Consider the following 25,555-nt stretch of genomic DNA (forward strand, 5'->3'; position numbering starts at 1 on the left):
CTATTGGTCGAATGGTTTGAGACGCTTCGCCGCGTGCGGCGTTCGCCCGGCTTGACCGGACGGCAGCGAATCAGGTTCGACTAATAGAGAGGACGTGAAGAGAAGGGGGTGCTGGCGGCGCCAGTGCTGATAGACGTGCGACTATCTGCCGAAGCGCAGCACCAAGGGTGCGGAACCGGAAAAGGAAGACATGGAAAATGATGAGGACGGCTGAGACAAGAAGTGCCAACACGCATGCCATCCCCAGCATGTCGTGTGTGGGGGCGCACATTTCGTCGCAGCCCACAGGCGCGGGCGCCTCGTTGTGAGCGACCGCGACCATCGGTGAGTCCGCAGCCGACGCAGTCATGGAATGGGATTCGGGTGCCAGGGACTCCGAGGCGAGGAAGTGCATGGCGAGAAGTCCGATGAGGATCGCGGGCACTGCGAGCAGGGCAATCACCACACGTCGCCAACTGGAACGTGGACGCGACGAAAGCGTCAGCATTGCATGCATCTCGCCCGCCTTCCGCTCCACGATGTACTTAGGGTACTTGATCCCGTGTTGTTCGTACCTGTCAATCAGCCGACCAGAGCAGACGCGCCAGTGTGGGGGCTCACCCGCGTTGCCGGATGAGTGTGGCAATGCGTGCCACCGCCGCATCGAGAGTGAACTGCTCGGATCTCCGTGCCGTTTCCGGGTAGCCAACGGTAAACAAGCCCGGCACTGGCCGACCGGTGATGGGCAGGTCAGCTCGCGTGGAGGCGTTGGCTCCCCCCAGTACGCGCGGCTCGGAGGGAATCCCACTGGCGTGCCAGATCGCGTCGTTTGCGATGACGATGTTGTGCGCAGCGATCGTGCCGGCCGACGTGACAAGTATCAGGTTCGCACCCTCTGGTCCGTAGCTGATCGACAGCAGACGAGGCGTTGCTGCCTGGCTGGTGTGACCGGTGTCTTCGGTGCTTTCGCATCCGCCAGGATCGAGGACCACGAAGTCCTGCAGTTCAATGAGGCCAGCGCGTCTGAGTGCGATGGCCACTGCTGCTGCGACTTGGCCCGTCCCTAGTACATGCACGCGCCTGTTGCGCAATGGATCGATACTCGAGGGCTGTTCTTGCTCTCCGGGGGTGTCTCGGTCGACGATCTTGGACATTGCTGCCCTTTCTGAGTGTGTAGTCATGAGATGCCGATGAAGGCTCCTTGCCCAAGGCGCAGGCGGGCGTCGGTGTTGACGGCCACAGGTCCCGGACTTGGGGATGCTGGGCTCGACAGGAAACTCGCTGGTCGCGGTCGCCGCAGCGAACCGTGAAGCAATCAGGTTCTACTGATCGAAAGTTCCGTAAGGGATGGCGGCGAAGACGCCGGAGTAGTACGAGTTTGCGGCAACGGCTTCGGGATCGATGGGAAGGTCGGCCAGAATGGTGCCGTATCGGGAGCGGCGGCTACCGGCTGCGGCATAAGTGCGTCGACACAGCTGGTTTCACTGTGAGATGAGTCGCACAGATCGCAGTCCGCTGCGTGGAGTGCGGTTGTCGCGGCCCCGACCGGCGCTGAGAGCTCGAACACGTCTGAGCGCAAAGAATGCATGGCAATCAAGCCAACGAGCACCGTCGCAATGATCGTGACCAGGAGACAAAGCCGCAGCAGCGTGGTGCGCTGCACGGGCGAGGCCATATCTGGGCGCCTGTTCATGATCGTGGCTACTGCACCGTGAGTTCGGCTGTTTGCGACAAACGGGAAAGAGCGGGCTGCGCCGAAGCAGCCGCTGACCCCGGGCGAAAGCGTCGCAACCTGAGGCTATTGGTAACGACGAACACGGAAGAGAACGCCATTGCGGCCCCGGCGAGTAGGGGGTTCAGCAAGCCGAGCATCGCTATGGGAAGAGCCGCAACGTTGTACGCGAACGCCCAGAAGAGATTGCCCTTGATCGTACCCAGCGTCTTGCGGGCGAGGCGGATCGCGTCGCTGACCACCACTAAGTCGTCGCTGACCACGGTGATGTCGCTGGCTGCAATAGCGGCGTCTGTGCCGCCACCCATCGCGATGCCCAAGTCGGCCGCGGCAAGCGCGGCGGCGTCGTTGACGCCGTCGCCCACCATGGCAACCACATGCCCGTCGGCCTGCAGTTGTCGGATCGCGGCAAGCTTGCTGGCTGGCGTCGCCCCCGACCGCACGTCATCGATTCCGACTGCGGTAGCAACGGCGCGTGCTGCACCCTCGTTGTCGCCTGTCAGGAGGACGGGGGTGAGCCCCAAGTCGCGCAGACGTCGAATTGCTTCAGGGCTTGTGAGCTTGACCGTGTCAGAGACGCAGAGCAGCCCTTTGGCCTCTCCGTCCCAGGCAATGAGGATTGCAGTCTCACCTCGGCTCTCCGCGGCGGTCACGGTTGTCTGGACAGGCGGCGTGATCGGGATCGACCAGAACTGCTCCAGCCAGGAAGCTTTGCCTGCCACGACGAGGTGCCCGTCGACGAGTGCTTGTACTCCGTAGCCCGCATGCGCGAGGAAGTCATCCGCAGCTCGAACCGCGCTTGGAGCCGCGGCGACAACCGCCCGAGCGATGGGATGCTCCGAACCGTGCTCTACTGCGGCAGCCATGCTCAGCAGTTCCGATTCAGTTGTCCCGGCAAAGAGTTGCACTGTACCGACTGCCATGTGGCCGGTGGTCACAGTACCGGTCTTGTCGAGAACGACAGTATCGATCTTGCGGGTCTGTTCGAGTACTTGAGGTCCGCGGATGAGGATGCCCATTTGCGAGCCGCGCCCTGTTCCCACCATCAGGGCAGTGGGGGTTGCCAGCCCCAGCGCGCACGGGCACGCGATGATCAAGGTCGCCACCGCTGCGGTGAACGCGAACTCGAGGGATGCCCCCGTCAGTAGCCACGCCACGAACGCGATGATCGACAACCCGATGACGATCGGCACGAAGATGGCCGAAACGCGATCCGCCAGTCGCTGGACCTGAGCTTTTCCCGTCTGAGCTTCCTCAACGAGTCTGCCGAGACGTGCAATCTCGGTGTCCGCACCAACTCGAGTGATCTCTACGACTATTCGACCGCCGACGTTCAGCGTGGCTCCTGCAACGCGCGATCCAATGGACACCTCGACGGGGATGGCTTCGCCCGTGAGCATGCTCGCGTCGACCGCCGACGTACCCTCGACGATCAATCCGTCGGATGGGATCTTCTGACCGGGTCGCACGACAACGTGATCCCCGGGCACGAGAGATCCGACCGCGACGAGGGTCTCGGCCCCGTTCTGGATCAGAGTTGCTTCCTTTGCGCCGATCTCCAGAAGTGCTCGAAGTGCGGCGCCGGATTCCTTCTTTGCTCGTGCCTCCACGTACCTCCCGGCGAGAATGAAGACGGTAACTGCGGAGGACACTTCGAGGTAGATTTCGCCCGCGCCGCCCTGGGGGTTTCCAATGAGGCTGAAAGTCATGTGCATGCCCGGCATCCCGGCCATGCCGAAGAACAGCGCATACAGCGACCAACCGAACGCAGCAATCACGCCCACACTGATCAGGGTGTCCATTGTGGCGGCACCGTGGCGGGCGTTGATAGCTGCCGCGCGATGGAACGGCCACGCGCCCCACACCGCAACGGGGGCGGCTAGAGCTAGGGCGAGCCATTGCCAGTTTGTGAACTGGAGCGCCGGGATCATGGACAGCACAGCAACCGGCACCGTCAACGCTGCGGAGACGAAGAGTCGGCGCCGCAGAGCCGCCAGTTCCGGGTCAAGATCGTTGGCGACGGCATCGACGTTTGACGCAGCAGGCGGCGCTGGTAGTGCCGCGGTGTATCCCGCGGATTCGACTGCGGCGATCAGCGCGGCGGTATCAACCCCGTCGGCTTGGACTCGTGCCTTCTCAGTCGCGTAGTTGACAGTGGCCGTGACACCCTCGATGCGGTTGAGCTTTCGCTCAATGCGCGTGGCGCACGACGCACATGTCATACCCCCGATCTCGAGGTTGACATCGACCATCGTCATCTCTAGGCCGAGACCAGCGAGTATCCGGCTTCGGTGACCGCGGTGCGGATTGCCTCCACTGCGACGGGCTTGGAGCTGACCACCATGATGCGGGACGCGCCGCCGGCGTTGAGGTCGACGCTGACACTTTCGACGCCGTCGAGGGCGGTGACTTCCTCGGTGACGCTGGAGACACAATGGCTGCAGGTCATTCCCTCAACCAGGTAGTGCTCACGAATGGCGTCTTCGCTGATACTGGCGGCTTCGGCGGAGTGACCGCTCGTCCCGCATGAGCATGCGTGGTTCTTGTCGGTGAGTCCGAGCTCATTGCCGACGTTCTCGGTATTGCACATAGGGCGCTTCCTTCTTTCAGGCGGGGTTAGTGGGGCTTAGGAGCGAACGAGGCGTGCGATAGCCGCCGAGGCCTCACGAATTTTGTCTTGCGCTACCTCGCCGCCTTGCGCCGTGGCTTCGGCCACGCAGTGACTCAAGTGATCGTCGAGCAGGGACAGCGCCACCGACTCGAGGGCCTTGGTGGCAGCGGAAACCTGGGTGAGCACATCAATGCAGTAAGTGTCTTCTTCGACCATTCGAGCGATCCCCCGGACTTGACCTTCCGCCCGGCGAAGACGCTTGAGAATGTCTTCCTTGTTGTCGACGTACCCGATCATGACGGTCCTCTCGTATACCCCGGTAGGGTATGCATTCTAGGCACACCCCAACCCCTCCTGTCAAGATGGCGCGCGTTCTCACGGCATACCCACCGGGGGTAGCCCATGCCGTGCCCATTCGGACGGACGCCTCGATGCCGCGTTGGCCCGGCAACCAAACGAGCCCAGAGAAGTGGCACCCGTTGACATATACCCCCCCGGGGTATAACTTCGACGCATGAGCGAATCACATTCCGATCACGGCGATTCCACCCCCACTTCCACCGAGGCGCACGGTTCCGCCCATGAGTCAATGGACCACGGCTCGATGGGGCATGCGACCATGAGCCACAACGCGATGGAGCACGCGACCACGGATCATGGCGCCATGAACGGGCATGGTGGCCATGGCGACCATGTCGGGCAGTTCCGTCGACTGTTTTGGATCATGCTGGTGCTGGCCGTCCCGGTCGTGGGTTTCAGCCACATGTTCGCGATGATCCTTGGCTACTCGCTCCCCGACCTCGCCTTCGTGGCGTGGATTTCGCCTGCACTGGGGACGGTCATGTACTTCTGGGGCGGACGCCCATTCCTTACGGGCGCGGTCTCGGAGCTGCGGGCGCGGAAGCCGGGCATGATGCTGTTGATCGCATTGGCGATCACGGTTGCGTTTCTAGCGTCATGGGGTGCCACTCTTGGGATCCTCGCCACTGAACTCGACTTCTGGTGGGAGCTTGCCCTGCTCATCGTGATCATGCTGCTCGGGCACTGGATCGAAATGCGTTCTCTCGCGCAGACCAGCACTGCCCTTGAGTCTCTCGCGGCCCTCTTGCCGGATGAGGCAGAGCGAGTCGATGGGGAGAACATCACGATCGTGGCGCCCTCCGACCTTCAAGTCGGAAATATCGTGATCGTCCGTCCGGGCGGGCGAGTACCCGCCGACGGCACGGTGATAGAAGGTACAGCTGACGTCGACGAGTCGATGATCACGGGTGAGTCACGGCCTGTGAGCCGAGGCCCTGGCGCCCATGTCGTCGCCGGAACCGTCGCGACAGATACGGCCATCCGTGTCGAGGTGACTGCTATTGGGTCTGACACGGCCTTGGCCGGCATCCAGAGACTCGTCACTGAGGCGCAGAACTCGAGTTCACCCGCTCAGCGGCTCGCTGACAAGGCGGCAGGGTGGCTGTTCTGGTTCGCTCTCGGTGCAGGAGTTATCACTGCCGTGGTGTGGACGCTGGCAGGAAATCCGAATGACGCGATCATCCGCACGATCACCGTGCTTGTCATTGCTTGCCCGCATGCTCTGGGCCTTGCAATTCCCCTCGTCGTGTCAATCTCTACCGAGCGAGCCGCAAAGGGCGGGGTTCTCATCAAAGACAGGCTTGCGCTTGAAAGCATGCGAACCGTCGACTCGGTGCTGTTCGACAAGACCGGCACCCTGACCAAGGGCGAGCCCACCGTTTCCCACGTCGCCGTAACCGATGGCCTGGATGAGGCAAACGTGCTGTCATGGGCCGCTGCGGCGGAGGGCGACAGTGAGCATCCTCTCGCCAAAGCCATAGTTCAGGCGGCGAAGGACCGAGATCTCACAATGCTGAAGGCATCCGACTTCCAGGCCTCAACAGCAGTAGGTGTCACCGCCACCGTCGAAGGACGAGCCATCTCAGTGGGCGGGCCAGCGATGCTGGCGAGCAGCGGCGCGACCGCGATTCCCGTTACCGAGTCGTGGAAGAACGACGGCGCGATTATCCTTCACGTCCTCGCCGACGGCAAGGTGATTGGCGCGATCGGCCTCGCTGACGAGGTGCGCGAGGAGTCGCGCCAGGCCGTTGATGCTCTGCACGCTCTTGGAATCCAGGTGGTAATGATCACCGGCGATGCGGAGGCAGTCGCACAGTCGGTCGCCGCAGAGCTCGGCATCGACAGGGTGTTCGCCGGAGTCCACCCAGAAGACAAGGCGGCGAAGGTCGCCGAGTTGCAGCACGAGGGTCGAAAGGTCGCGATGGTCGGCGACGGCGTGAACGATGCCCCCGCTCTCGCACAGGCGAACGTAGGTATTGCGATTGGCGCCGGAACGGATGTCGCGATCGCATCGGCCGGCGTGATCCTCGCCAGTGACGACCCGCGGTCCGTGCTTTCTGTCATCGAGCTGTCTCGCAAGAGCTACAGAAAGATGAAGCAAAACCTGTGGTGGGCAGCAGGCTACAACCTCATCTCCGTTCCACTCGCCGCAGGAGTCCTCGCCCCCATCGGCTTTGTGCTCCCGATGGAAGTAGGGGCCCTGCTGATGTCTGCCTCGACCGTGGTCGTGGCGCTGAACGCTCAGCTGCTCCGACGTCTTGATCTGCGCCCCGACGTCAGCACCTCCCGGCTGCTCGCCGATCGTTCCTAGAGGAAGAACCGGAAGCTAAAGGAACCGTTGGCGAAACCGGCTACAGATCGATAGGGAGGAGCGGTCATGAAAGCACACAACGATGACGGTGAAGATCACCTCCGCGGAGTCGAAGCAGCGGCCGTCGCCGTTGCTTCTCTAGCAGGGCTGGCGTCCGCGTATTGGGATGATTCATGGCACACCACCCTGGGGCGTGACAGCGCACTCATCCCGCCGCACTTGTTGCTGTACTCGTCGATATTGTTGGTAGGCCTGATCCTCGCGGTCTGGGGCTGGCGCCTGGTGCGGACACGCTCACTCCGTCTGGCAGTTCGTGCCCCGGGGTTCGTGTTGGCTGTCGCGTCCGCGGCGGCGACCGTGCTTGCGGCCCCGGCCGATGCCTTCTGGCATTCCGCGTTCGGTCGCGACGCGGTCCTCTGGTCACCTCCGCACCTTCTGTCAGTCATCGCCACCTTGGTCCTACTGGTGGCGATGCTGATCGGCGTGAACCCGCGCTCCTCCCAGATTGTGCGGCTCACACTAGGAGTCGCACTGTTGGGCGCGTCGCAAATCGTCGTGATGGAGTACGACACGAACGTGCCCCAATTTCCCGAAGCCCTGTACTTGCCTCTACTGGTGCTGACCGGCCTGGGCAGCGTCTGGGTCATTTCGGCCCTAACCCGGGGCCCGCTAGCAATCACGGTCACTATCGTCGGCTACACGGTCTTCCGTCTTGCCGTGCTCGCAGCGCTCAGCCTCGCCGGGTGGATCGCACCCGACATGCCGCTCGCCCTTCTCGGCCTCATGGTCTTGGATGCCCGTCGGATCGGTGCGTGGCGGTGGCCACTCGCAGTGGCCGCTGTCACCGGACTGCAATTGGTCGCGTCCGCTACCGGGATCAGTAGCGTTGGCCTGATCCCTGTTGCGCAGTCAGCCGCGATCGTCATATCGACAGTGGCTATAGTCGTCATCGTCGTAGTCGCACGTCGACAACATCTGTGGCGGATCGGTGCGCTCGGCATCGCGCTCGCCCTATCCCTGGTCGTCGCATTCGCCCCCTCGGCGGCGCAAGCCCACGATCCCGGGCAAGGACCGTCGTTCGGAACAGCCACTATGTCGGTGACCGGCGACGGCTCCGGTCGGATCGATGTCACCGTCACCGATCTTGAGGTGAGCGATGGGGGACAGCTGGCACCGATCCAACTGTCGGCTCGTCGGGCCGGCCAAACCCTTATCGAAACGCTCACCTCGGGAATCGGCCCTGTCGCAGAATTCAGCGGATCGCTAGTCCTACCCAGTGACGGGCTGTGGTTCGTGTACGCACAATTCGACAGCCACGGACGCGCCCTGGAACTATGGTTGCCTGTCGACCAGCGCCTTAACGCGGCCCTGATCGAGCGCCGCAACGTGTACGAACCAGCCGGGGTCGCCTCAGTGCAGCCCGCTCAGCTGATTGTCGGAGGACTTCTGCTCGGCCTCGGCGCGGCGCTCTCATCGTTGCCAGCGCAGTAGAGGTTCGCCGTCGAATGCGCGTCCTTGATGTGTAACCATCGCACCCCAGACCCACCGGCCTAGCCCGCAAGGTGCAGGTCATCGATTTACTCGGGCCGCCCGGGCCAGTGTCAGCTCGAGCCCTGCGGCTCCCGCATTCCGGTGATGGCGGCCTCCCCCATTTCGTGGCGTTGCAGGTTTCCGCAATGACCGGCTAGTGAGCATGCGGGACAGTTGCGCCCTCTGCCTTCGTGACCGCACTGATCAGCATGTCATCGAGGTTAGGCAGGGCGTGGCCCAGTTCGTGCTCAGCTTCGTGGACGATTCCCTCGGCCCCAGCGAGAGTATTGCTCGCAGCGACCTGAATGACGGCCGCTCCTTGAAGTCGGTGGCCGACCCAGCGCAGTTGCACACGGGATACAGCCAGCACTCCAGGTGTGCGTTCCAGAGCTTTCTCCGCTTTGTCGACGAGCTCGGGTTCAATGCCATCCATGAGCCGTCGGCCGATGGAGCGGACCGTTCCGCAGAGCAGGACGATGATCGCAGCAGAGATGATCAGCCCGACAATCGGGTCGGCCAGGGGGAAACCGAGCATGACACCGATCGCGCCGACAACCACCGCGAGCGACGTGAAGCCATCCGTTCGAGCGTGCACGCCATCGGCGACGAGAGCGGCAGAGCCAATTCGCTGTCCTACCCGGATCCGGTAGATGGCCACTGCCTCATTTCCGATGAAGCCGATAACGCCGGCGGCCAGCACCCACCACAGGTTGTGCAGCGGCTGCGGGTCGATGATCCGGCCAATGGACTGCCAGGCTGCGATGATAGCGGAGAGAGCGACGACCGCGACGATGAACAGACCGGCCAGGTCCTCGGCGCGGCCGTAGCCGAAGGTGTAGCGGCGAGTCGCGGCGCGACGGCCGAGAATGAATGCGATCCACAACGGGACCGCGGTCAGGGCGTCGGAAAAGTTGTGGATCGTGTCGGCTAATAGGGCGACCGAGCCACTGATTACAACCACCACGAGCTGGAGGATGGTTGTGCCCAAGAGGATGAACAGGCTGATCTTCAGTGCCCGGACGCCCTCGTTGCTGGCCTCGAGTGCGTCATCGATCGAGTCTGAAGCGTCGTGGGAGTGCGGCACGAACAGCCCGATGAAGAACCCCTTGATCCCGACCGGGTGGCTGTGCGCTCCCGGCCCGTGCTCATGGCCATGGTCTCCGTCCGCGTGATCATGGCCGTGATCTGATTCCGCGTCGTCCGCGTGAGGATGCTGGTGCGAGCTGTCGTGGAGAGCGTGCTCACCGATCGGTTCCTCATGGTGCAGGTGCTGGTGAGTGCGTGGACCACTCATGATTCTTCCCCGCTCCGCTCGTGGTGGTGCCGGGGTGTGCCACCGAGGGAGTGTTCGGCCTGGAAGATCGCGTCAGCCACCAACTGGGAAGCGTGCTCATTTTCAAGCCGGTAGAACACTCGCTGGCCCTCCTGCCGCGCGGCAACAATGCGAGCCAAACGAAGCTTCGCGAGGTGCTGCGACGCCGCTGCCGGGGTCTTGTCGACGATGTCCGCGAGGTGGTTGACCGACAGTTCCCCATCACGCAACGCAAGAATCATCCGCACTCGAGTAGCGTCGGCAAGCATCGCGAACACCTCGACCGCGAGTTCCACGTATTGGCTGTCGGGCTCGCATCCGCATATTTGCTTATCTGCGTTCATGCGCACATGTTACCTGATCGTGCGGTCGAGCTGCTCGATACCGAACATCTGACCAGCGCTCGAAGGACCGTCTCTAGGGCGAGCGAGCCGGTTCCCGCACCTCGCTAGAGGCGTGTAAAGCGGTCTCGGGTCCTGCCCACATTTTGCCCACGAATGAGCAGAATCACCCTGATCACGTCGTGCTAGTTTGATTCGGAAATCCGCGAAGTTCCGCGGAACTCCAGCCTGTTTGCTGGCCTCCATAGGCGCTCGATTGTCACTGAAAATCGTGAGGTCACGGGATCGACGCCCGTCGGAGCCACCATCTTTAGTGCTGGTCAGCGGCTCATTTGCCCCGTCCTGCACTGCGGAAAACACTATGGATCTACGGTTTGCTCACTCTTCCCACGGAGTCCACGTGTGCGTGAGCCCTGCTGGGCGGCCTCCTAAGCGTCGGCGACGCACCTGAAACCGATGTGCGTCGTCGCCGAGTCCTCGGTCTGTGCACTCCGTGCCGCCGGTCGGTAGCGGAGGCAGTATTCGGGGGCGCACAAGTGCGAGCCGCCCTTGAGCACCCGCTGAGCGGTGCCCGGGTCGCTCGCAGGACCGCAGGAGCAGGTGGTCGCCGGGTCCACGTGGTGGGCAGTCCAGGCCGTGCTTGTCCATTCCCAGGTGTTCCCGGTCATCTCGTACAGCCCGAAACCGTTGGGGGCGAAGGTTTCGACCGGCGCTGTGCCTCGCCATCCTCGAGCTCCCCGGTTGTCGTACGGGAAGCGCCCTTGCCAAGTATTGGCGTGGACGGCGTCCGTGTTGGGCTCCTCGCCCCACGCGTAGGTCGCCGACTCGAGGCCGCCCCGGGCTGCATACTCCCACTCCGCCTCGGTTGGCAGGCGCTTACCCTCCCAGCTGGCGAAAGCCCGGGCGTCTTCGAAGCTCACTTGGACCACCGGATGATCGTCCAGATCCGCCACGTCGCTGTCGGGTCCGTACGGCCGATCCCACCGTGCCCCCGGCACCCAGTGCCACCACTGGCGCCAGTCCCCCAGGTCGACGGGACCGTTCGTCGGCCGAAACACGAGCGATCCGGGCTGACGCCCATCATCGCTCAGGTGCTCGTATTCAGCGCCACGAAGGGGACGCTCGGCCGTGGTGACGTATCCGGTCGCCTCGACGAACCTGCGGAACCGCCGGTTGGTCACCGCGTGGGTATCGATCTCGAACGGCGCCACCCAGGCCTCATGGACTGGGCCCTCCTCACGGTAGAAGTCCGTCGACCCCATGCGGAAGGCGCCGCCGGGAAGTCTGGCCATTCCCTCGGTCATGCCAGGCTGCCGATCATCCACGCGGCGAGGGCAACGGCGATCGCGAGCACGGACGCGGCGATGGCCGTTACCGCCCCTGAGGCACTGGGCAGGGCGCGCTCGGCCGAGACCTCTCGGTGCACTCTGCGGTACCTCGCCGCCGAGACGGTGTAGGCGACCGCCGCGAGCGCGAGCACCGCGATACCCACGACGCCGGCAACAAAGCCCAGGATCGCCGCGCCCAGTTTGATCACCAGCAGCGCCGCGACCGCGAGTGAGAGGCAGGTTCGGCGCCAGGCCAGCAGCGTCCTTTCCGGTTGAAGCCCGGCGTCGAACGGCGCGTCGGTCACCAGAGGAGTCCGATCAGAACCAGCACCGCCGCGACCGCGATACCGCCCACGATCGTTGTTCCCACGGTGAGGCCGGGCAGGGCGACACCTCGCCGGAGCGAGCGCTCGGTGCGGGCCCAGCTCACCCAGCCCTGGACTATCGCGAGGACACCGAGGGCGATAAGGACGAGACCGGCGCTGAGCCGGAACCCGGAATGGGCGGGAATCTTGAGGGCCTCGAGGGCTATGCCTCCCGCGAAGAGGGCCAAAGAAGTCCGCACCCACGCGAGGAAGGTCCGCTCGTTGGCCAGACTGAAGCGGGGGTCGGGCTCGCTGCCGACGCGGTACACCCAATGTGGGCGCCGGGAATCGGGGAGTTTGTCGTTCATCTGAGTCGGCCTTTGGGAGGGGAGGGTGGGGCGGCGCCAATGGACGAGGGCGCCGCCCCTGATGTGCTAGCCCTGGGGCAGCTTGAGCTTCTTCACGAGCGCCGACAGGTCGTCCTGCAGCTTGCCCATGCCGTCGGCGGCGCTGACGTTGCCGGCAGCGATCTCCTGCAGGGCGGGCTCGGTGAGGTTGAGCATGTCGGTCGAGAAGGAGTAGCGCAGCGACGTCGGGTTCTCCGGCAGGTTTGCCGCAGTCTCGGCCACAGCGTCGAGCGTCGCGGATGCCGCGTCCGAGAGCCCGCTCACGTTGTCATAGGCGTCAGAACGCGTCGGAATGCCGCCGAACTCGGCGAACATCTTCATCGCCTTGGCGGAGGTCATCCACTTGATGTACGACAGTGCGGCCTTGGCGCGGTCGTCCGGCAGGCCCGCGGGGACCCCGAGAACCCAGAGACCGGTCGCGGACGATGAAGTGCCATCAGGGCTGGTCGGGAGCGGGGCGTAGCCGATCTTGCCCGCGACTGCGGAGTTCGACGGGTCCTCGAGCTGCGGAGCTGCCGCCGCGACCGCGTAGGTCTGGGCCGCATCGCCCGACTGCATGGCTGCGATCACCTGGGCCTGGCCCATCGTGGTCGTTGCCGACGGGCCCAGCATCGCGAGGTCGCGAAGCCACTGCGCGGCCTTCACCGCGCTCTTGTCATCAGCCTGGGGCGTGTAGTCGGTTCCGGGCTCGGTGAACCAAGAGGCTCCGGCACCGTTGAGCAGCGCCTGGAACTCGTAGGTCATGGCGTAGGTACCGGCGACACCCTGGGTGCGGAACGCGCCGCCGTACGTGGCGAGTCCCGACTCCTGAATCTTCTTGCCGTTGGAGATGACTTGGTCCCAGGTGGTGGGGACCTTCAGGCCGAGCTCCTTGTAGATGTCGGTGCGGTACATGAAGATATCGACATTGCCCAGGAGGGGCGCGCTGGTGAGTGCGCCGTCGCTTGAGAAGATGTCGTTGTCCGCGTCCCAGCGCGCGATGTTGGAGTAGCTGAAGGTCTCCTTGTCGGGCGCGTAGTCGGGGTCGATATCAGTGAGGGGCTGGATCCACTCGTTCTCGTTGAACTGAACGAGGTCGCCCTCGTTGATCTGGTACACATCGAAGGTGTGCTGCTGGCTCTGGACGTCGTTGACCTCCTGGGTCTTGACGTCGGGGTTGGGGAACGGCCGGAGATCGACGGTGTTGCCCGTCTCCTTCTCGTACTCATCGACGAGCTTGGCGTAGGCCGGGTTCCACGGAGCCTGGCTGGTGGGCACGACCAGCGTAACGGGGGCAGCGTCGTCGCTGGCCTCGCTCGTAGGCTTGATGCTCCCGCCACCGCTCGCGCATGCGGATAGCGCGAGGGCACCAATGGCCAGCGCGCCGACCAGCGAAGCAGCGCGTGTCGCGACTCGACCTCGAGTTCGGTTCATCATCGTCTTTCTCCTTTTGTTCGGATGTGATTACAAGCTGGGCAGCTCGATCGAGCGGCCCCGCGCGGGATGCTCTAGCCCTTGACGGAGCCGGCCGTGAGTCCCGCGACGATGTGGCGGTTCGCGAAGATCGCGAGGACGATCATGGGGATCGCCGCGACCGTGCCGGCCGCTGAGAGTTGCCCCCATGTGACGGAGTACTGCTGGAGGAAGCCCGCGATCCCGACTGTGACGGGGGCGGTCGGACCACCCGAGGTCATGGTCAGCCCCATGAGGAACTCGTTCCACGCCATGATCCCGACAAAAACCCCCGTCGCGGCGAGTCCGGGACGGACCAGCGGCAGCATCACCGAGGCGAACACCTTCGGCTCGCTGGCCCCGTCCATGAGGGCTGCTTCTCGCAGTTCCTCCGGGATGCCCGAGAAGTAGGAGCTCATGAGCAGCGTCGCGAACGGGAGGTTGAACACCGTGTTGACCAGGATCAGCCCCCAAACCGTCCCGAGCAGTCCGAAGCTGTTGAGCATGACGTACAGGCCCGGCACCAGAGTCGCCGGCGGGATCAATGGGATGATTCCCGCGAGAGCAAGGGCGGGAATCGCAAGCCAGCGAGGCGGGTTGAGCTTTGCGAGCGAGTAGCCGCTGATCGAGCCGATGACCAGGCACAGGACTACCGTGCCAACGACGATTCCCACGCTGTTGAGTATCTGGACGCCGAACACGCCGCCTTCGAATACCTGGGCGAAATTACCTAGCCAGAAGGGGAAGATCCACTTCGTGCTCACGATCGCGACGTTCGGGAGGAAGGCGAGCAGGACCATCCACGCCACGGGGAGTATGACGAGGATGATGGCCACGACGAGCCCGATCTCCACCAGAATGCTGCGCTTGCGGGGGGCAGATGCGGTGCTGGTCATGCTCTCTTTCCCAACTGTCGACGGGCGAACAGGAACGCGGCGAGAACGATCGCGGTCATGAGAACCACAGCGAGGCTGAATGCCGAGGCATCCCCGAACCGAAGGTCTTGGAAGAACCAGAGCTGGATGCGCTGTGAGACCAGCGTTGTCGCACCGTTGGGCCCGCCCGACGTGAGCAGGTACATCTCGTCGAAGACCTTGATGCCCATGACGATCCGGACGACTCCGACGGCCGCGATGGCCGGTACGAGAAGCGGAAGCACGATGTGGCGCAGGAGGCCCACCTCGTTGGCGCCGTCCATCCGGCCGGCCTCGAGCACCTCCTCATTGATGGACTGGAGCGCCGTGTAGAGGAAGAGGAACACCACGGGCGTCCAGTGCCAGACATCAACGACGATGACAACGAACATGGCGCCCGGCCCCGAGTTCAGCCATTCCTGGGCGGGCAGACCGAGACTCAGCGCCACCTTGTTGATGCCGCCCACCGTTGGGCTGAAGATGAGCAGCCACATGAGGCTGACGACAACGGGGGCGATCACCGCCGGCCAGATCATCACATTCCGGGCGAGCGGAAGAAGGAGCACAGCCCGATTCACCAGTAGCGCGGCGACGAGGCCCATGAGCAGGCTGCCGACCACGGTCATCACCACGAAGAAGACGGTGTTGCCGATGGCCTGCCAGGCACTCGCGTCGGAGAGAACGCGGGCGAGATTGTCGAATCCGCTCCACGAGTAAGAGAAGCCGGTGGCGCCGAGGTCGATCTCGGAGAACGCCATTCGCACGACCTGCGAGAGCGGATACGCGGCGAGAACGAGCGAGAAGACCAGAAAGGGCAGCAGGCCGATCGTGGCGAAGAGGCTCCGCTTCCTCCGCCTCCTAGGACTTGAGTGAGTCGTGGTCACTGAGGCACCTGTCCAGTCGGGAGGACGAGGTCCTCGGGCTTGCGTGGGTATCTCATGGAAACACTTTCGACGACGTTGGCGATGCTAGATCGATCTAGCAGGTAGATCGATCTAGCGGGGTAAGTCAGAACGATAGCCGTGCAGTCCGAGAAGATCAAGTGCCTAGTTCGTGCAGCCGCAGGATTGGCGGATCTCGAGGTGGGCGGGCATCGCAGTGAAGGCATCACCCGGATGTCCGGCCAGCGCTCCGAGGAGCCACTGGGCCGCGCGCGTACCCAGCAACTGGGGACCTACGGCAACGGAGGTCACGGAGGGCCAGAACAGCTCCGACTCGGGAAGCCCGTCAAACCCGATGACACCGATCGACTCGCGACCGATCTGCCGCAGCGCATGGAGGAGGGCGTAGGCAACGACGTCGCTGTGGCAGACCACTGCGTCGAACTGGATCCGGGACTCGATGAGCTCCTGGGCGAGCCGCATGCCGCCGGCAACGCTGGTGATACCGCTCAGTTCGGCAACGAGCTCCGCGCCTGGCTGACGGGCCGCGGCATCCCTGACGCCCCGCATGCGCTCCTCGCGCGGGCCGGCGCCCTGCGGGCCACCCAGATAGACAAGTCTGCGGTAGGAGTGGTGATTGACCAGGTGTTCTCCTGCTAGCACACCGCCGCCGTAGTCGTCGGGGCCGAGGTAAGGAGCGCCACCTTCGGACTGGCGGGTTACGGCGAGAAGGGGCACAGGGTAGCTCGTCAGCTTGGCGGCCAGGTCGCTCGAGACGACGGGGGTGTAGGCGAGCGCGTCGATGGGGTATTCGAGCATCGACTGTGCCAGGCGCTCTTGGCGACCGGCGTCGTCGAACGTGTCCGACACCATGGTCAGATAGCCCCCCTCTGCCGCGGCCTCCTCGAATCCGAGGGTCATGGCCGAGAAGAAGGGGTTCGAGACATCCGTGATGAGCAGGCCGATCAGCCCGCTCCGCTGCGTCCGTAGGTTCGCCGCTCCCCGGTGGTACACGTACCCAAGCGCGTCCATGGATTCCCGGACCCGCTCGCGGGTCTGATCGCTGAGCCTGCCGGTATTGCGCACCACCATCGACGCCGCGGCCCGGGAGACCCCCGCGTGAGCCGCCACGTCCTGCAGGGTGACTCGTCGCATGAGAGCAGGCTACCGCTACCGCGGATTCGGAGTTGCGGTCTAATGCCCATCCGTAATAGCGTCGACTCGCTAGATCGATCTAGCACATTGTCATCGGAGCCATTCCACGTGCGCCGATCTACACACAGGGGTGAATGACCGTGCGCACAGAGGCCACGAGACCGGACATCGTCCTTATCCACTGCCACGATCTCGGTCGTTGGCTGGGCACCTACGGAATGCCCCAGGTGCCGAGCCCGAACATCAACGGCTTCGCCGACGAGTCGGTGGTGTTCGAGAACGCCCATTCCGCGGCACCGCTGTGCTCGCCCGCCCGAGCTGCACTTTTCACGGGACGATCGCCGCACCAGAACGGCGTGCAGGGTCTTACCCACAGCGCTTGGCGCTACCGGAGAGATGTGCTCACGGCCCCGGAGCAGCTTCGGCCCTATGGATACCACTCGGCGCTCATCGGCCTGCAGCATGAGGACGTCGATCCGACCGTACTAGGTTTCGACGAGTGCCCGGGCCTCGGCTTCCTCCCCCGCGTATACCAGGTTGCCGAGGCCACCGAGGACTGGCTGAGTTCGCTCGCCCCCCGCGCCGAACGCGACCCCGTCTTCCTGACGATCGGCACCTGGGAGGTACACCGCCCTTGGCCGGACGAGGACTACGTCCCGGGCAATCCGGAGCACGTCGACGTTCCGGGGTTCCTCCCGGACAACGAGCTAACCCGTCGCGATATCGCCGACTTCTATGGATCGATCCGGCAGTTCGACAGCGGCTTCGGCGACATCCTCGCCTCGGTTGAGAAGTACCTCGACACCGAGAACACCATGGTGATCTTCACGACCGACCATGGCGCCGCGTTCCCGCGAAGCAAGAGCACCCTCTACGACGCGGGCACAGGCGTGACGCTCATCGTCCGCCCCCCTCGCAGGTGGAACGTGCAACCGAGCCGGGTTCGCGCGATCAGCTCTCACCTCGACATAGTCCCCACCCTGCTCGAAACGGCGGGCGGCACGATCCCCGACGAGCTCGAAGGCGTGTCGCTGCTCCCGCTGATCGACGGCGGCGAAGGTGACGCGGAGCGCGTGGTCTTCACCGCCAAGAGCTACCACGACACCTACGACCCGAAGCGGGCGGTCCGGTCGGTGGACTTCGCCTACATCCGGAACTACGAACCGGGCCCGCGCCTGCAACTCGCGATCGACCTCGAGAAGAGCCTGACACGGCAGGGCATGGGTGACGAGCATCTGCAGGCCCGCGACCAGGTCGAGTTCTACGACCGCCGTGTGGATCCCAACGAACTCCGCAACGTCGCCGGCGACGAGAGCTACCAGGCGATCCGCGATCGCTACGCGCTCCTCCTCCACGAATACCTGACCGCAACCCACGACCCGATCGAGACGGTACGGCTTCCCCCGCCGCCCGTGCGGACGCGGGACGCGCAGCCGCTCGACCCCGTCGAGCCCCCCGACTGGCGCTCCCTCCGCGCGGACCACTGAGCTCCGTGGACGGCCAGATCAAGCTAACGGGTCCGTCCGGCGCGGTAACGGCCACGATCCACCCCCGCGGCGCGGGCCTCCGCTCGCTGATCGTCGACGGCACCCAGTACATCCAGCAGTTCGCCGGAGACGAGCCGCCCTTCTACGCGGGGCTGACCCTGGCTCCGTGGCCCAACCGGGTGCGAGACGGCCGCTGGGCTCTTGCCGGAGCGGGCGGGCAGCTCGACAAGAACGAGGTCGCCCTGCCCAATGCGATCCACGGGCTCGTGCACTCGGCGCCGTTCGCTGCTGAACGAGTGCGCGAGGACTCCGTGAGGCTCACCACGACGATCCGGCCAAGCCGCGGCTGGCCGTTCGAGATCGCACTCACTGTCGACTACACGCTCTCAGCAACGGGGATCCGCGTCGACTACGGAGCGCACAACCTCGGGTCGAGGCCAGCCCCGTTCGCGATCGGAGCCCACCCGTTCTTCACCGTCGGTTCCGTGCCGGCCACCGAGCTGTGGTTGACGGCCTCTGCCCGCAGGGTCCTCCTGAACGACGCACAGGGAATCCCCTCGGCGGATGTCTCGGTCGATGACTACCCAGAGCTCGACCTCCGCGTCCGTCGGTCCCTCGGCGAGTTGCGGATGGCGCAGTGCTACACCGACTTCGTCACGGAGGACGGAGTCGTGGGATGTGCACTCACCGACGCATCCGGCACCGGGGTGAGGGTCTGGGCGGATCCGGCCTTCCGGTACTGGCAGTTCTTCACGACCGACAGCTTCCCCACACCCGACGGGGAGGCCGCCGCTGTCGCTCTCGAGCCGATGACGGCTCCCGGCGATGCGCTCAACAGCGGGCTGGGCATCCGTTGGATCAACCCTGATGAACATTGGGCGGGAGCGTGGGGTTGCGAGTGCCTCCCGTGAGGAACTCCTGAGTGAGCTCGAGCCACCTCGAGTGCAGTCACCCGGGCGGGTTGACATCTGCCCACTTCTTGCCCACGAACGACCAGAACCACCGTGATCATGTGGGCCCGGATCGAGTCCGGGATCCGCGAACTTCCGCCGGCGATCACCCGGAGAGGTAAGATCGTAGAAGAGGTCCGACACGGATCTGCGGACGAGGGAGCAGTACCCGCACCTGACAAGACTGACTCAGATTGAGTCTGTCATGGCATGGTTGATCCTCGTCCTCTCTGGCATTACAGAGGCGGTGTGGGCCTCGGCGCTGGCCGCCTCCAAGGGCTTCGCCCGCCCCAAGCCGACAATCCTCTTCGCGGTCACCATCGTCGCGAGCCTCGGCGGGCTCGCCTACGCAATGACGTCCATCGCCACGAGCACCGCCTACGCGGTGTGGGTGGCGATCGGTGCAACTCTCACCGTGGTGTGGGCAATGGTCCGGCGCAAGGAGCCGGTCAGCGTCGCCAAGGTGGGGCTTCTCGTTCTCCTCATCGCGTGCGTCATCGGTCTCAAGGTGGTCAGCTAATGGCCTGGATAGTCCTGATCGTCAGCGCACTGCTCGAAGCGGTGTGGGCAACTGCGCTGGGATACTCCCACGGATTCAGCGAGCCCTTGCCGTCGATCGTCTTTGCTGTCGCCTTCCTCGCCAGCGTGCTCGGCCTGGGGTGGGCAGCGAAGTCGATACCCATCGGGACCGCCTACACCGTGTGGGTGGGGGTGGGAGCCGCCCTGACTGTCGTGTACGCGATGGCCGTCGGAGACGAGCCGGTCTCGATACCCAAGCTGATCTTCATCGCGGGCATCGTCGGCGCCGCGGCAGGCCTGAAAGCGCTGTCTGGGCGAACCCACGCTGTTGAGAGCCGGGATGACAGCGGGCACTGAGTCCGCGCGCGGCCGAACGCCTACAGCTCCGTGGGGCCCAGGGACGCGGCATCCCGGAAGCTGACGAGCGACGAGCCGAGCACCTCAAGCTCCAGCACCACCAGGTCGTTGCGTCCCGGGCGGGTCACCGGAGCGGGGACGAACAGGGTCTGCTGCGGCCCTCGTCGCCAGTAGCGGCCCAGGAGGAAGCCGTTCACCCACGCGAGGCCCTTGCCCCATCGCGAGGTGTCGAGGAACAGGTCGCTCTGCACCTCGAGGTCGAACGCGCCGCGAGCGATGTGCGGTCCGGCCGTCGGGTCTGACGGCTGCAGCGGGAGGGTGGGGACTGCGTCGATATCGAGCGCGCGCACGGTCCATCCCTCCACTGGTTCTCCGTCGAGGAGTGCCGGGCCGATGATCCCCTTGTGCTCTCCGAGTCGAGCTCCGTAGTTGACCCGCCCCTGATCCTCGACGAGCACCATCAGGCGCCCGCTGCAGCTGGGCAGGGAGATGGAGGTCTCGTGGTTCTCACGGGACAGCACGCCGACGGGATCGCCATCGAGGTAGACCGAGGCACGGTCCCTGATCTCGGTGAACGACAGCACACCGGTGCCGCTTCCGTTCAGGACCGTCTCGTAGAGAAGGATGCCCCGATAGAGGCCGAGCTCGTCGAACGTCGGCGGCTGCACATGCTCGCTGCCGGGGGTGAATGCCCCGTGGGAGGTGAGCAACGGCGCCACCGTGGTGAACGTGGACTCGAGCACCTGGGCCGGGGTCGTGATGGGAGGCACGTCCGTCGGCACCGCGGCGTACTTCGCTATGACGTCTCGGAAGGCGAAGAACTTCTCCGTGGGGTTGCCGGCTTCATCGAGAGGGGCGTCGTAGTCGTAGCTCGTGACGATCGGGAGATACCGCCCCTTGTCGTTCGCGCCGTTGGTGAGGCCGAAGTTGGTGCCGCCGTGGAACATGTAGATGTTGACCGAGCCGCCCGCCGCCAAGAGGGTGTCGAGCTCGGCGGCGGCATCGGCAGCCGAGGTCGTGTGGTGGTGCTCGCCCCAACTGTCGAACCAGCCGTCCCAGAACTCCATGCACATGAGGGGCCCGGTGGGCTGGAACTCGCGGAGGGTCGCGAGGCGCTCCGTCACCCGCGAGCCGAACGACCCGGTCATGTGCAGGCCCGGCAGGCTGCCGTTGGCGAGCATCTCGGGCTGGGGCTGGTCGATGGTGGTCAGCGGAACGGTGATGCCGCTCGCCCGGGTAATACGCACGAGCTCTTCCAGGTACTGCTTGTCCGCCCCGTATGCGCCGTACTCGTTCTCGATCTGGACGAGGATGACGGGCCCGCCCAGCGGGAGCTGACGCGGAGCGACGATCTCGTAGACGCGCTCGAGGAACTCGGTCATCGACGCGAGGTAGCTCGGCTCGTACCGCCGAATGCCGACCGCGGTGTCCTGGAAGAGCCACGCCGGCAGCCCGCCATTGTCCCACTCCGCACAGATGTACGGCCCGGGGCGGACGATCGCGTGCATGCCCTCGGCCGCGATGAGATCCAGAAAGTGCGCAAGGTCGAGGCCGCCGTCGGTCCGCCACTCACCGCGGGTGGGCGCGTGCGCATTCCATGCGACATAGGTCTCGATGGTGTTGAGCCCCATGAGACGCGCCTTGTGAATCCGATCGGCCCACTGGTCGGGATGCACGCGGAAGTAGTGCAGCGCGCCGGAGAGGATCTGGTGCGGCGCTCCGTCGAGGAGGAAGTCGTCGTTGCCGATGGTGAGCTCGCTCATGCTGTGCCGTTCCTACCGAGGGTGAGCACGCTCCAGGACAGCGCGGGCAGGGTGACCGTCGAGCCCTCCGTCGCGAGTGCGACGGGCGCGACCGGCTGGCCGGACACGGTGTTCGTCGAGAACCGATCTCCGCCCGGCGGCACGGTGAGGGTCAGCGCCTCCCGCAGTGCGAGCTCGCCGTCCGCGAGGTCGAGCTCGAGGTCCACGGCCGACTCCGTGTCGCGGTTGACGACGAAGACCGTCACCGTTCCCTCGGCGTCGACCGTCGCGACCGCGTCAACCGCATCGACGAGACCGTACTTCTCAGTCGGGATGCCGTAGCTCGAGATCGTCGGAACGACCACGTGGCCCCGCGCAAGCGACGCGGTGAGCTGGAAGGGGAAGAACGTGGTCTGCCGCCAGGCCGCGCCGCCCGGTTCGCACCGAATGGGGGCGATGACGTTCACGAGCTGCGCGAGGTTGGCCATGGTGACGCGGTCGCTGTGCCTCAGGAGCGAGATCAGCAGCGATCCGACGACCACCGCGTCGGTCACGCTGTACTCGTCCTCGATGAGGCGCGGTGCGACCGACCACTCGCCGGACATCACGTCGTCTTTGACGGTGTCGTTCCAGCGGCTCTGGTACCAGACGTTCCACTCGTCGACGCTGATCCCGATCTGCTTCTCCAGGCCGGCGTCGGCTCGAACCTCGTCGATGATGCCCGCGACCACGTCCAGGTACCGATCAAGACCGACGGCGGAGGCGAGGAAGCTGCGCACGTCGCCGTCGACCTCCTCGTAGTAGGCGTGCACGGAGATGTGGTCGACGAGTCCTGCCGTGTGGGCGAGCACCGTCCGCTCCCACTCGCCGAAGGTCGGCATGTCCATGTTCGAGCTTCCGGCGACGACGAGCTCGATGGTCGGGTCGATGAACTTCATGAGCCGCGCGGTCTCCGCCGCGAGCCGACCGTACTCATCGGCGGTCTTGTGGCCGATCTGCCACGGCCCGTCCATCTCGTTGCCCAGGCACCAAAGCCCGATCCCCCATGGCTCCTCGCGGCCGTTGCGTCGCCGCAGGTCGCTGAGCGCCGTTCCCGACGGATGATTGGCGTACTCGAGGAGCTGCGCCGCCTCGGCGGGACCGCGGGTTCCGAGGTTCACGGCCTCCATGACAGCGAGCCCCGCGCGCTCGGCCCACGCCGCGAACTCGTCGAGCCCGACCCGGTTCGTCTCCACGCTGTGCCACGCCGCGTCGAGCCGGACAGGCCGGTCGCCGACCGGCCCGATGCCGTCCTCCCACGCGTATCCGGAGACGAAGTTCCCGCCCGGGTAGCGCACGACGGTGGCGCCGAGCTCTTGCACGAGCTCGAGGACATCGCCGCGGAAGCCGTCGGCGTCGGCGCTCGGATGCCCGGGCTCGAAGATGCCCTCGTACACGCAGCGCCCCATGTGCTCGACGAACGTTCCGAACAGGCGCGACGGGACCTCGGCATGGGGTGTGCCGAGGTTCAGTTGGATGCGTGCACTAGCCATGATGATCTTTCAATGCCGAGGTGCGGTGGGCCGACGCGAGGCCGGCCCACCGCACCTGAGTGGTGCTACTTGACCGTGAAGCCCTGCTGGTTTCCGTAGTCGACCAGCTTCTTCTGCCAGTCGGCGAGGCCCTCGTTGAGGTCGCCGCTGTTCGCGTACGACTGGCCGACGGTGTCGCCGTAGATGCTGTTCGCGTAGACCTGGAACGGCAGGTACGACCATCCGGGCACGACGTCCTTCGACGCCTGCGTGAGCACCTGGTTGATCTTCTGGCCGCCGAAGTAGTCCGACGCCTGGTCGACGAACGCCGGGTCGGTGAGCTGCGCCGTCGTCGACGGGAATCCGCCCGACTCGGCGAAGATCTTCAGGCTTTCGGGGTCGTTGTTGAGCCAGCGCAGGAACGCCGCCGCGAGAGCGGGGTTCTTCGACTGCTTCACGACAGCCTGGCCGCCGCCGCCGTTCTCCGCGGTGACCGGGGTCCCGTCGTAGCTCGGCATGGGCGCGACGGCCCAGTCGCCGGACGCGTCGGGCACCGACGACTCGAGCACTCCGGGCATCCACGCACCGATGATCAGCGAGGCGATCGAGCCGTCGCCGAGGCCCTTGAACCACTCGTCGCTCCAGCTCGGAGTCGACGACAGCAGGCCGCCGTCGATGAGCTGGTTCCATACGCCGGTGAACTTCTCGGTTCCCTTGTCGGTGAAGTCGATCGAGACATCGGTGCCGTCGACGGTGAACGGATGCCCGCCCGCCTGCCAGATCATGCTGGTGGTGAATCCGGAGTCGCCGGTGTCAGCGGTGATGTACTTCGTCGGGTCGGCAGCGTGGAGCTGCTTCGCTGCGGCAATGTACTCGTCCCAGGTCGTGGGCACGGCGATGCCGTACTGGTCGAACACCGTCTTGTTGTAGAAGAGGGCCATGGGGCCCGAGTCCTGGGGCAGCCCGTAGAGGGTGCCGCCGACGCTGACCGAGCCCCACGTGGAGGCGCTGTAGTCGGACTCGAGGGAGTCGAGCCCGTACGTCGAGAGGTCGACGAGCGAGTCGGACAGGGCGAACTGCGGGAAGGCGTAGTACTCGATCTGCACGACGTCCGGTGCGCCGGAGCCCGCCTTGATCGAGTTCTGGAGCTTGGTGTACTCCTCGGTGTTGGTTCCCGCGTTGACGTAGTTCACGTCGACATTCGGGTAGGCCTTCTCGAACGCGGCGACCTGCGCCTCGGCCGAAGGGGTCCAGCTCCAGTACGTGAGCGAGCCGCCGGCCTTGAGCGCGGCATCCAGGTCGTCGGCGCTGCCGGTCGTGGAGGTGCCGCCCGTGGTCGAGCACGCCACGAGGGTGACCCCTAGGGCCACAGCCGCGAGGGCCGTTGTCGCGGCACGGCGCAGGCCGGCCTTCTTTGGCAGGAATTTCATGCTGCTTCCTTTCACTTCGTTGTGGTGTTTCCGGTGCAGGACGCCCCGGTTGAGAGGGAGGTGGTCCGTCGGGCAATGCCTCTCGTCATTGCTTGACGCTTCCGGCGCTCAGTCCCGACTGCCAGAACCGCTGCAGGACGAGGAAGGCGACGACGATGGGGACGATCGTGATGAGCGATCCGGTGAGAACGAGGTTGTAGATCGGCTGAGCACCGACGCCGATGGCCTGGGCGTTCCACTGGTTGAGCCCTACGGTCAGCGGATAGAGGGTCGGATCGCTGAGCATGATGAGCGGGAGGAAGTAGTTGTTCCAGGTCGCCACGACCGTGAACAGCAGTACCGTCACGATGCCCGGTGAGAGCAGGCGGATGGAGATGGTGAAGAAGGTGCGCAGCTCGCCCGCCCCGTCGATGCGCGCCGCCTCGAGGAGCTCTGTCGGAACGGAGTCGACCGCGTAGACCCAGATCAGGTAGAGGCCGAACGGGCTGATGAGCGAGGGGATGATGATCGCCCAGACCGTGTTCGTCAGCCCCAACTGGCTGAACAGCAGGAAGGTCGGCACGGCGAGCGCGGTGCCCGGGACGGCTATCGCCCCGAGGACGACGGCGAAGACCGCCCGCCGGCCGGGGAAGCGGAACTTCGCGAGCCCGTATCCAGCGAGGGTCGCCAGGAGCGTCGCGCCCCCGGCGCCGACGACGACGTAGAGGAGGGTGTTCCCGAACCACCTCAGGAAGATCCCGTCGCGGTAGGTGAAGGTCTCGTAGATGTTCTGGAACAGGACGAAGTCGTTGTCGAACCAGAGGCCGAAGCTGGAGAAGAGTCCCGCCTGCGTCTTGCTCGCGTTGATCACGAGCCAGACCAGGGGAACGAGGCTGTAGACGGCGAGCACCGCCATGAGGAGCGTGAGCAGCACCGACTTCCGCGGCCTCATCGAGGTGAGCCCGGTACGGCGGCTCTCGCGT

General features: G+C 65.0%; 25 protein-coding genes and 1 riboswitch. Of the genes, 6 read left to right on the plus strand and 19 right to left on the minus strand.

From position 1 onward, the window contains the following. Nucleotides 1–70: 70 nt before the first annotated feature. The 6 genes from AC1RTC_RS11680 to AC1RTC_RS11705 form a co-directional block, all read right to left on the minus strand. A complete protein-coding gene (locus tag AC1RTC_RS11680) occupies nucleotides 71–643 on the minus strand; it encodes a DUF6153 family protein (protein ID WP_493155816.1) in 573 nt (190 codons plus the stop codon). After that, complete coding sequence (locus AC1RTC_RS11685; RefSeq protein ID WP_493155818.1) at nucleotides 597–1,133, minus strand: hypothetical protein; 537 nt, start codon at nucleotides 1,131–1,133, stop codon at nucleotides 597–599. Before AC1RTC_RS11685 ends, AC1RTC_RS11680 begins: the two co-directional genes overlap by 47 nt. A 161-nt stretch (nucleotides 1,134–1,294) precedes the next feature. After that, nucleotides 1,295–1,672: a DUF6153 family protein gene (locus AC1RTC_RS11690; protein ID WP_493155820.1), complete on the minus strand. Its 378-nt coding sequence runs from the start codon at nucleotides 1,670–1,672 to the stop codon at nucleotides 1,295–1,297. Nucleotides 1,673–1,680: 8 nt separating this feature from the next. Then, complete coding sequence (locus AC1RTC_RS11695; RefSeq protein WP_493155822.1) at nucleotides 1,681–3,969, minus strand: heavy metal translocating P-type ATPase; 2,289 nt, start codon at nucleotides 3,967–3,969, stop codon at nucleotides 1,681–1,683. 2 nt (nucleotides 3,970–3,971) lie between these two features. After that, complete coding sequence (locus AC1RTC_RS11700) at nucleotides 3,972–4,301, minus strand: heavy-metal-associated domain-containing protein (protein ID WP_493155824.1); 330 nt, start codon at nucleotides 4,299–4,301, stop codon at nucleotides 3,972–3,974. A gap of 36 nt (nucleotides 4,302–4,337) precedes the next feature. Next, nucleotides 4,338–4,619 carry a metal-sensitive transcriptional regulator gene (locus tag AC1RTC_RS11705; protein ID WP_493155826.1) on the minus strand — a complete coding sequence of 94 codons (282 nt, stop codon included), beginning with the start codon at nucleotides 4,617–4,619 and terminating at the stop codon, nucleotides 4,338–4,340. A gap of 217 nt (nucleotides 4,620–4,836) precedes the next feature. On the opposite strand from AC1RTC_RS11705, the gene AC1RTC_RS11710 reads away from it, so the two are divergent. Together AC1RTC_RS11710 and AC1RTC_RS11715 are read left to right on the plus strand one after the other, a co-directional pair. Then, on the plus strand, nucleotides 4,837–6,993 hold the full coding sequence (locus AC1RTC_RS11710; RefSeq protein WP_493155829.1) for a heavy metal translocating P-type ATPase: 2,157 nt from the start codon (nucleotides 4,837–4,839) through the stop codon (nucleotides 6,991–6,993). A 66-nt stretch (nucleotides 6,994–7,059) separates the two neighbouring features. Beyond that, nucleotides 7,060–8,484 (plus strand): hypothetical protein, encoded by a 1,425-nt coding sequence (locus AC1RTC_RS11715; RefSeq protein WP_493155831.1) that lies wholly within the window; start codon nucleotides 7,060–7,062, stop codon nucleotides 8,482–8,484. A 193-nt stretch (nucleotides 8,485–8,677) separates the two neighbouring features. On the opposite strand, the gene AC1RTC_RS11720 is transcribed toward AC1RTC_RS11715, so the two are convergent. The 9 genes from AC1RTC_RS11720 to AC1RTC_RS11760 all read right to left on the minus strand — a co-directional run bounded on the left by AC1RTC_RS11720 (nucleotide 8,678) and on the right by AC1RTC_RS11760 (nucleotide 16,597). Further along, nucleotides 8,678–9,817: a cation diffusion facilitator family transporter gene (locus tag AC1RTC_RS11720; RefSeq protein ID WP_493155833.1), complete on the minus strand. Its 1,140-nt coding sequence runs from the start codon at nucleotides 9,815–9,817 to the stop codon at nucleotides 8,678–8,680. Next, nucleotides 9,814–10,179 (minus strand): ArsR/SmtB family transcription factor, encoded by a 366-nt coding sequence (locus AC1RTC_RS11725; RefSeq protein WP_493155835.1) that lies wholly within the window; start codon nucleotides 10,177–10,179, stop codon nucleotides 9,814–9,816. The genes AC1RTC_RS11720 and AC1RTC_RS11725 overlap by 4 nt, the downstream gene beginning before the upstream one ends. 425 nt (nucleotides 10,180–10,604) lie before the next feature. Then, nucleotides 10,605–11,480: a formylglycine-generating enzyme family protein gene (locus AC1RTC_RS11730; RefSeq protein WP_493155837.1), complete on the minus strand. Its 876-nt coding sequence runs from the start codon at nucleotides 11,478–11,480 to the stop codon at nucleotides 10,605–10,607. Further along, entirely contained in the window at nucleotides 11,477–11,809 is a 333-nt protein-coding gene (locus AC1RTC_RS11735; RefSeq protein ID WP_493155839.1) for a DUF202 domain-containing protein, read from the minus strand. The genes AC1RTC_RS11730 and AC1RTC_RS11735 overlap by 4 nt, the downstream gene beginning before the upstream one ends. Next, nucleotides 11,806–12,177, minus strand: a complete 372-nt coding sequence (locus tag AC1RTC_RS11740; RefSeq protein ID WP_493155841.1) for a YidH family protein — start codon at nucleotides 12,175–12,177, stop codon at nucleotides 11,806–11,808. Before AC1RTC_RS11740 ends, AC1RTC_RS11735 begins: the two co-directional genes overlap by 4 nt. Before the next feature lie 66 nt (nucleotides 12,178–12,243). Beyond that, complete coding sequence (locus tag AC1RTC_RS11745) at nucleotides 12,244–13,473, minus strand: extracellular solute-binding protein (protein ID WP_493155843.1); 1,230 nt, start codon at nucleotides 13,471–13,473, stop codon at nucleotides 12,244–12,246. A 230-nt stretch (nucleotides 13,474–13,703) separates the two neighbouring features. Continuing rightward, the gene (locus AC1RTC_RS11750; protein ID WP_493155845.1) at nucleotides 13,704–14,543 is read right to left on the minus strand and encodes a carbohydrate ABC transporter permease; all 840 of its coding nucleotides are present in this window, start codon (nucleotides 14,541–14,543) and stop codon (nucleotides 13,704–13,706) included. Next, complete coding sequence (locus AC1RTC_RS11755) at nucleotides 14,540–15,445, minus strand: carbohydrate ABC transporter permease (protein ID WP_493155847.1); 906 nt, start codon at nucleotides 15,443–15,445, stop codon at nucleotides 14,540–14,542. Before AC1RTC_RS11755 ends, AC1RTC_RS11750 begins: the two co-directional genes overlap by 4 nt. Nucleotides 15,446–15,607: 162 nt before the next feature. Further along, entirely contained in the window at nucleotides 15,608–16,597 is a 990-nt protein-coding gene (locus AC1RTC_RS11760; RefSeq protein WP_493155849.1) for a LacI family DNA-binding transcriptional regulator, read from the minus strand. Between the two features lie 134 nt (nucleotides 16,598–16,731). Here AC1RTC_RS11760 and AC1RTC_RS11765 point away from each other — a divergent pair, with 134 nt between their 5' ends. The 4 genes from AC1RTC_RS11765 to AC1RTC_RS11780 all read left to right on the plus strand — a co-directional run bounded on the left by AC1RTC_RS11765 (nucleotide 16,732) and on the right by AC1RTC_RS11780 (nucleotide 19,910). After that, the gene (locus AC1RTC_RS11765; RefSeq protein WP_493155852.1) at nucleotides 16,732–18,084 is read left to right on the plus strand and encodes a sulfatase family protein; all 1,353 of its coding nucleotides are present in this window, start codon (nucleotides 16,732–16,734) and stop codon (nucleotides 18,082–18,084) included. A 5-nt stretch (nucleotides 18,085–18,089) separates the two neighbouring features. Then, complete coding sequence (locus tag AC1RTC_RS11770; protein WP_493155854.1) at nucleotides 18,090–18,995, plus strand: aldose epimerase family protein; 906 nt, start codon at nucleotides 18,090–18,092, stop codon at nucleotides 18,993–18,995. A 168-nt stretch (nucleotides 18,996–19,163) separates the two neighbouring features. Beyond that, a riboswitch (guanidine-III (ykkC-III) riboswitch) is annotated at nucleotides 19,164–19,228 on the plus strand. Nucleotides 19,229–19,239: 11 nt separating this feature from the next. After that, nucleotides 19,240–19,554: a DMT family transporter gene (locus AC1RTC_RS11775; protein ID WP_493155856.1), complete on the plus strand. Its 315-nt coding sequence runs from the start codon at nucleotides 19,240–19,242 to the stop codon at nucleotides 19,552–19,554. Beyond that, on the plus strand, nucleotides 19,554–19,910 hold the full coding sequence (locus AC1RTC_RS11780; protein WP_493155857.1) for a DMT family transporter: 357 nt from the start codon (nucleotides 19,554–19,556) through the stop codon (nucleotides 19,908–19,910). Before AC1RTC_RS11775 ends, AC1RTC_RS11780 begins: the two co-directional genes overlap by 1 nt. Nucleotides 19,911–19,930: 20 nt before the next feature. On the opposite strand, the gene AC1RTC_RS11785 is transcribed toward AC1RTC_RS11780, so the two are convergent. The 4 genes from AC1RTC_RS11785 to AC1RTC_RS11800 form a co-directional block, all read right to left on the minus strand. Continuing rightward, nucleotides 19,931–21,673: a glycoside hydrolase family 35 protein gene (locus AC1RTC_RS11785; protein ID WP_493155859.1), complete on the minus strand. Its 1,743-nt coding sequence runs from the start codon at nucleotides 21,671–21,673 to the stop codon at nucleotides 19,931–19,933. Next, nucleotides 21,670–23,184: an arabinosylfuranosidase ArfA gene (gene arfA, locus AC1RTC_RS11790; protein ID WP_493155860.1), complete on the minus strand. Its 1,515-nt coding sequence runs from the start codon at nucleotides 23,182–23,184 to the stop codon at nucleotides 21,670–21,672. The genes AC1RTC_RS11785 and arfA overlap by 4 nt, the downstream gene beginning before the upstream one ends. 65 nt (nucleotides 23,185–23,249) lie before the next feature. Then, on the minus strand, nucleotides 23,250–24,593 hold the full coding sequence (locus tag AC1RTC_RS11795) for an ABC transporter substrate-binding protein (protein WP_493155862.1): 1,344 nt from the start codon (nucleotides 24,591–24,593) through the stop codon (nucleotides 23,250–23,252). Nucleotides 24,594–24,678: 85 nt separating this feature from the next. After that, nucleotides 24,679–25,524, minus strand: coding sequence for a carbohydrate ABC transporter permease (locus tag AC1RTC_RS11800; RefSeq protein WP_493155994.1), 846 nt, complete (start codon nucleotides 25,522–25,524; stop codon nucleotides 24,679–24,681). Nucleotides 25,525–25,555: the final 31 nt, after the last annotated feature.

The organism is Rhodoglobus sp. GW821-FHT12B09 (assembly GCF_058809925.1).

Bases quoted from the DNA above. Each gene is read 5' to 3' on its own strand.
- AC1RTC_RS11680 (WP_493155816.1), bottom strand. From the start codon at position 643: ATGCGGCGGTGGCACGCATTGCCACACTCATCCGGCAACGCGGGTGAG.
- AC1RTC_RS11685 (WP_493155818.1), bottom strand. From the start codon at position 1,133: ATGTCCAAGATCGTCGACCGAGACACCCCCGGAGAGCAAGAACAGCCC.
- AC1RTC_RS11690 (WP_493155820.1), bottom strand. From the start codon at position 1,672: ATGAACAGGCGCCCAGATATGGCCTCGCCCGTGCAGCGCACCACGCTG.
- AC1RTC_RS11695 (WP_493155822.1), bottom strand. From the start codon at position 3,969: ATGACGATGGTCGATGTCAACCTCGAGATCGGGGGTATGACATGTGCG.
- AC1RTC_RS11700 (WP_493155824.1), bottom strand. From the start codon at position 4,301: ATGTGCAATACCGAGAACGTCGGCAATGAGCTCGGACTCACCGACAAG.
- AC1RTC_RS11705 (WP_493155826.1), bottom strand. From the start codon at position 4,619: ATGATCGGGTACGTCGACAACAAGGAAGACATTCTCAAGCGTCTTCGC.
- AC1RTC_RS11710 (WP_493155829.1), top strand. From the start codon at position 4,837: ATGAGCGAATCACATTCCGATCACGGCGATTCCACCCCCACTTCCACC.
- AC1RTC_RS11715 (WP_493155831.1), top strand. From the start codon at position 7,060: ATGAAAGCACACAACGATGACGGTGAAGATCACCTCCGCGGAGTCGAA.
- AC1RTC_RS11720 (WP_493155833.1), bottom strand. From the start codon at position 9,817: ATGAGTGGTCCACGCACTCACCAGCACCTGCACCATGAGGAACCGATC.
- AC1RTC_RS11725 (WP_493155835.1), bottom strand. From the start codon at position 10,179: ATGAACGCAGATAAGCAAATATGCGGATGCGAGCCCGACAGCCAATAC.
- AC1RTC_RS11730 (WP_493155837.1), bottom strand. From the start codon at position 11,480: ATGACCGAGGGAATGGCCAGACTTCCCGGCGGCGCCTTCCGCATGGGG.
- AC1RTC_RS11740 (WP_493155841.1), bottom strand. From the start codon at position 12,177: ATGAACGACAAACTCCCCGATTCCCGGCGCCCACATTGGGTGTACCGC.
- AC1RTC_RS11750 (WP_493155845.1), bottom strand. From the start codon at position 14,543: ATGACCAGCACCGCATCTGCCCCCCGCAAGCGCAGCATTCTGGTGGAG.
- AC1RTC_RS11760 (WP_493155849.1), bottom strand. From the start codon at position 16,597: ATGCGACGAGTCACCCTGCAGGACGTGGCGGCTCACGCGGGGGTCTCC.
- AC1RTC_RS11765 (WP_493155852.1), top strand. From the start codon at position 16,732: ATGACCGTGCGCACAGAGGCCACGAGACCGGACATCGTCCTTATCCAC.
- AC1RTC_RS11775 (WP_493155856.1), top strand. From the start codon at position 19,240: ATGGCATGGTTGATCCTCGTCCTCTCTGGCATTACAGAGGCGGTGTGG.
- AC1RTC_RS11780 (WP_493155857.1), top strand. From the start codon at position 19,554: ATGGCCTGGATAGTCCTGATCGTCAGCGCACTGCTCGAAGCGGTGTGG.
- AC1RTC_RS11785 (WP_493155859.1), bottom strand. From the start codon at position 21,673: ATGAGCGAGCTCACCATCGGCAACGACGACTTCCTCCTCGACGGAGCG.
- arfA (WP_493155860.1), bottom strand. From the start codon at position 23,184: ATGGCTAGTGCACGCATCCAACTGAACCTCGGCACACCCCATGCCGAG.
- AC1RTC_RS11795 (WP_493155862.1), bottom strand. From the start codon at position 24,593: ATGAAATTCCTGCCAAAGAAGGCCGGCCTGCGCCGTGCCGCGACAACG.
- AC1RTC_RS11800 (WP_493155994.1), bottom strand. From the start codon at position 25,524: ATGAGGCCGCGGAAGTCGGTGCTGCTCACGCTCCTCATGGCGGTGCTC.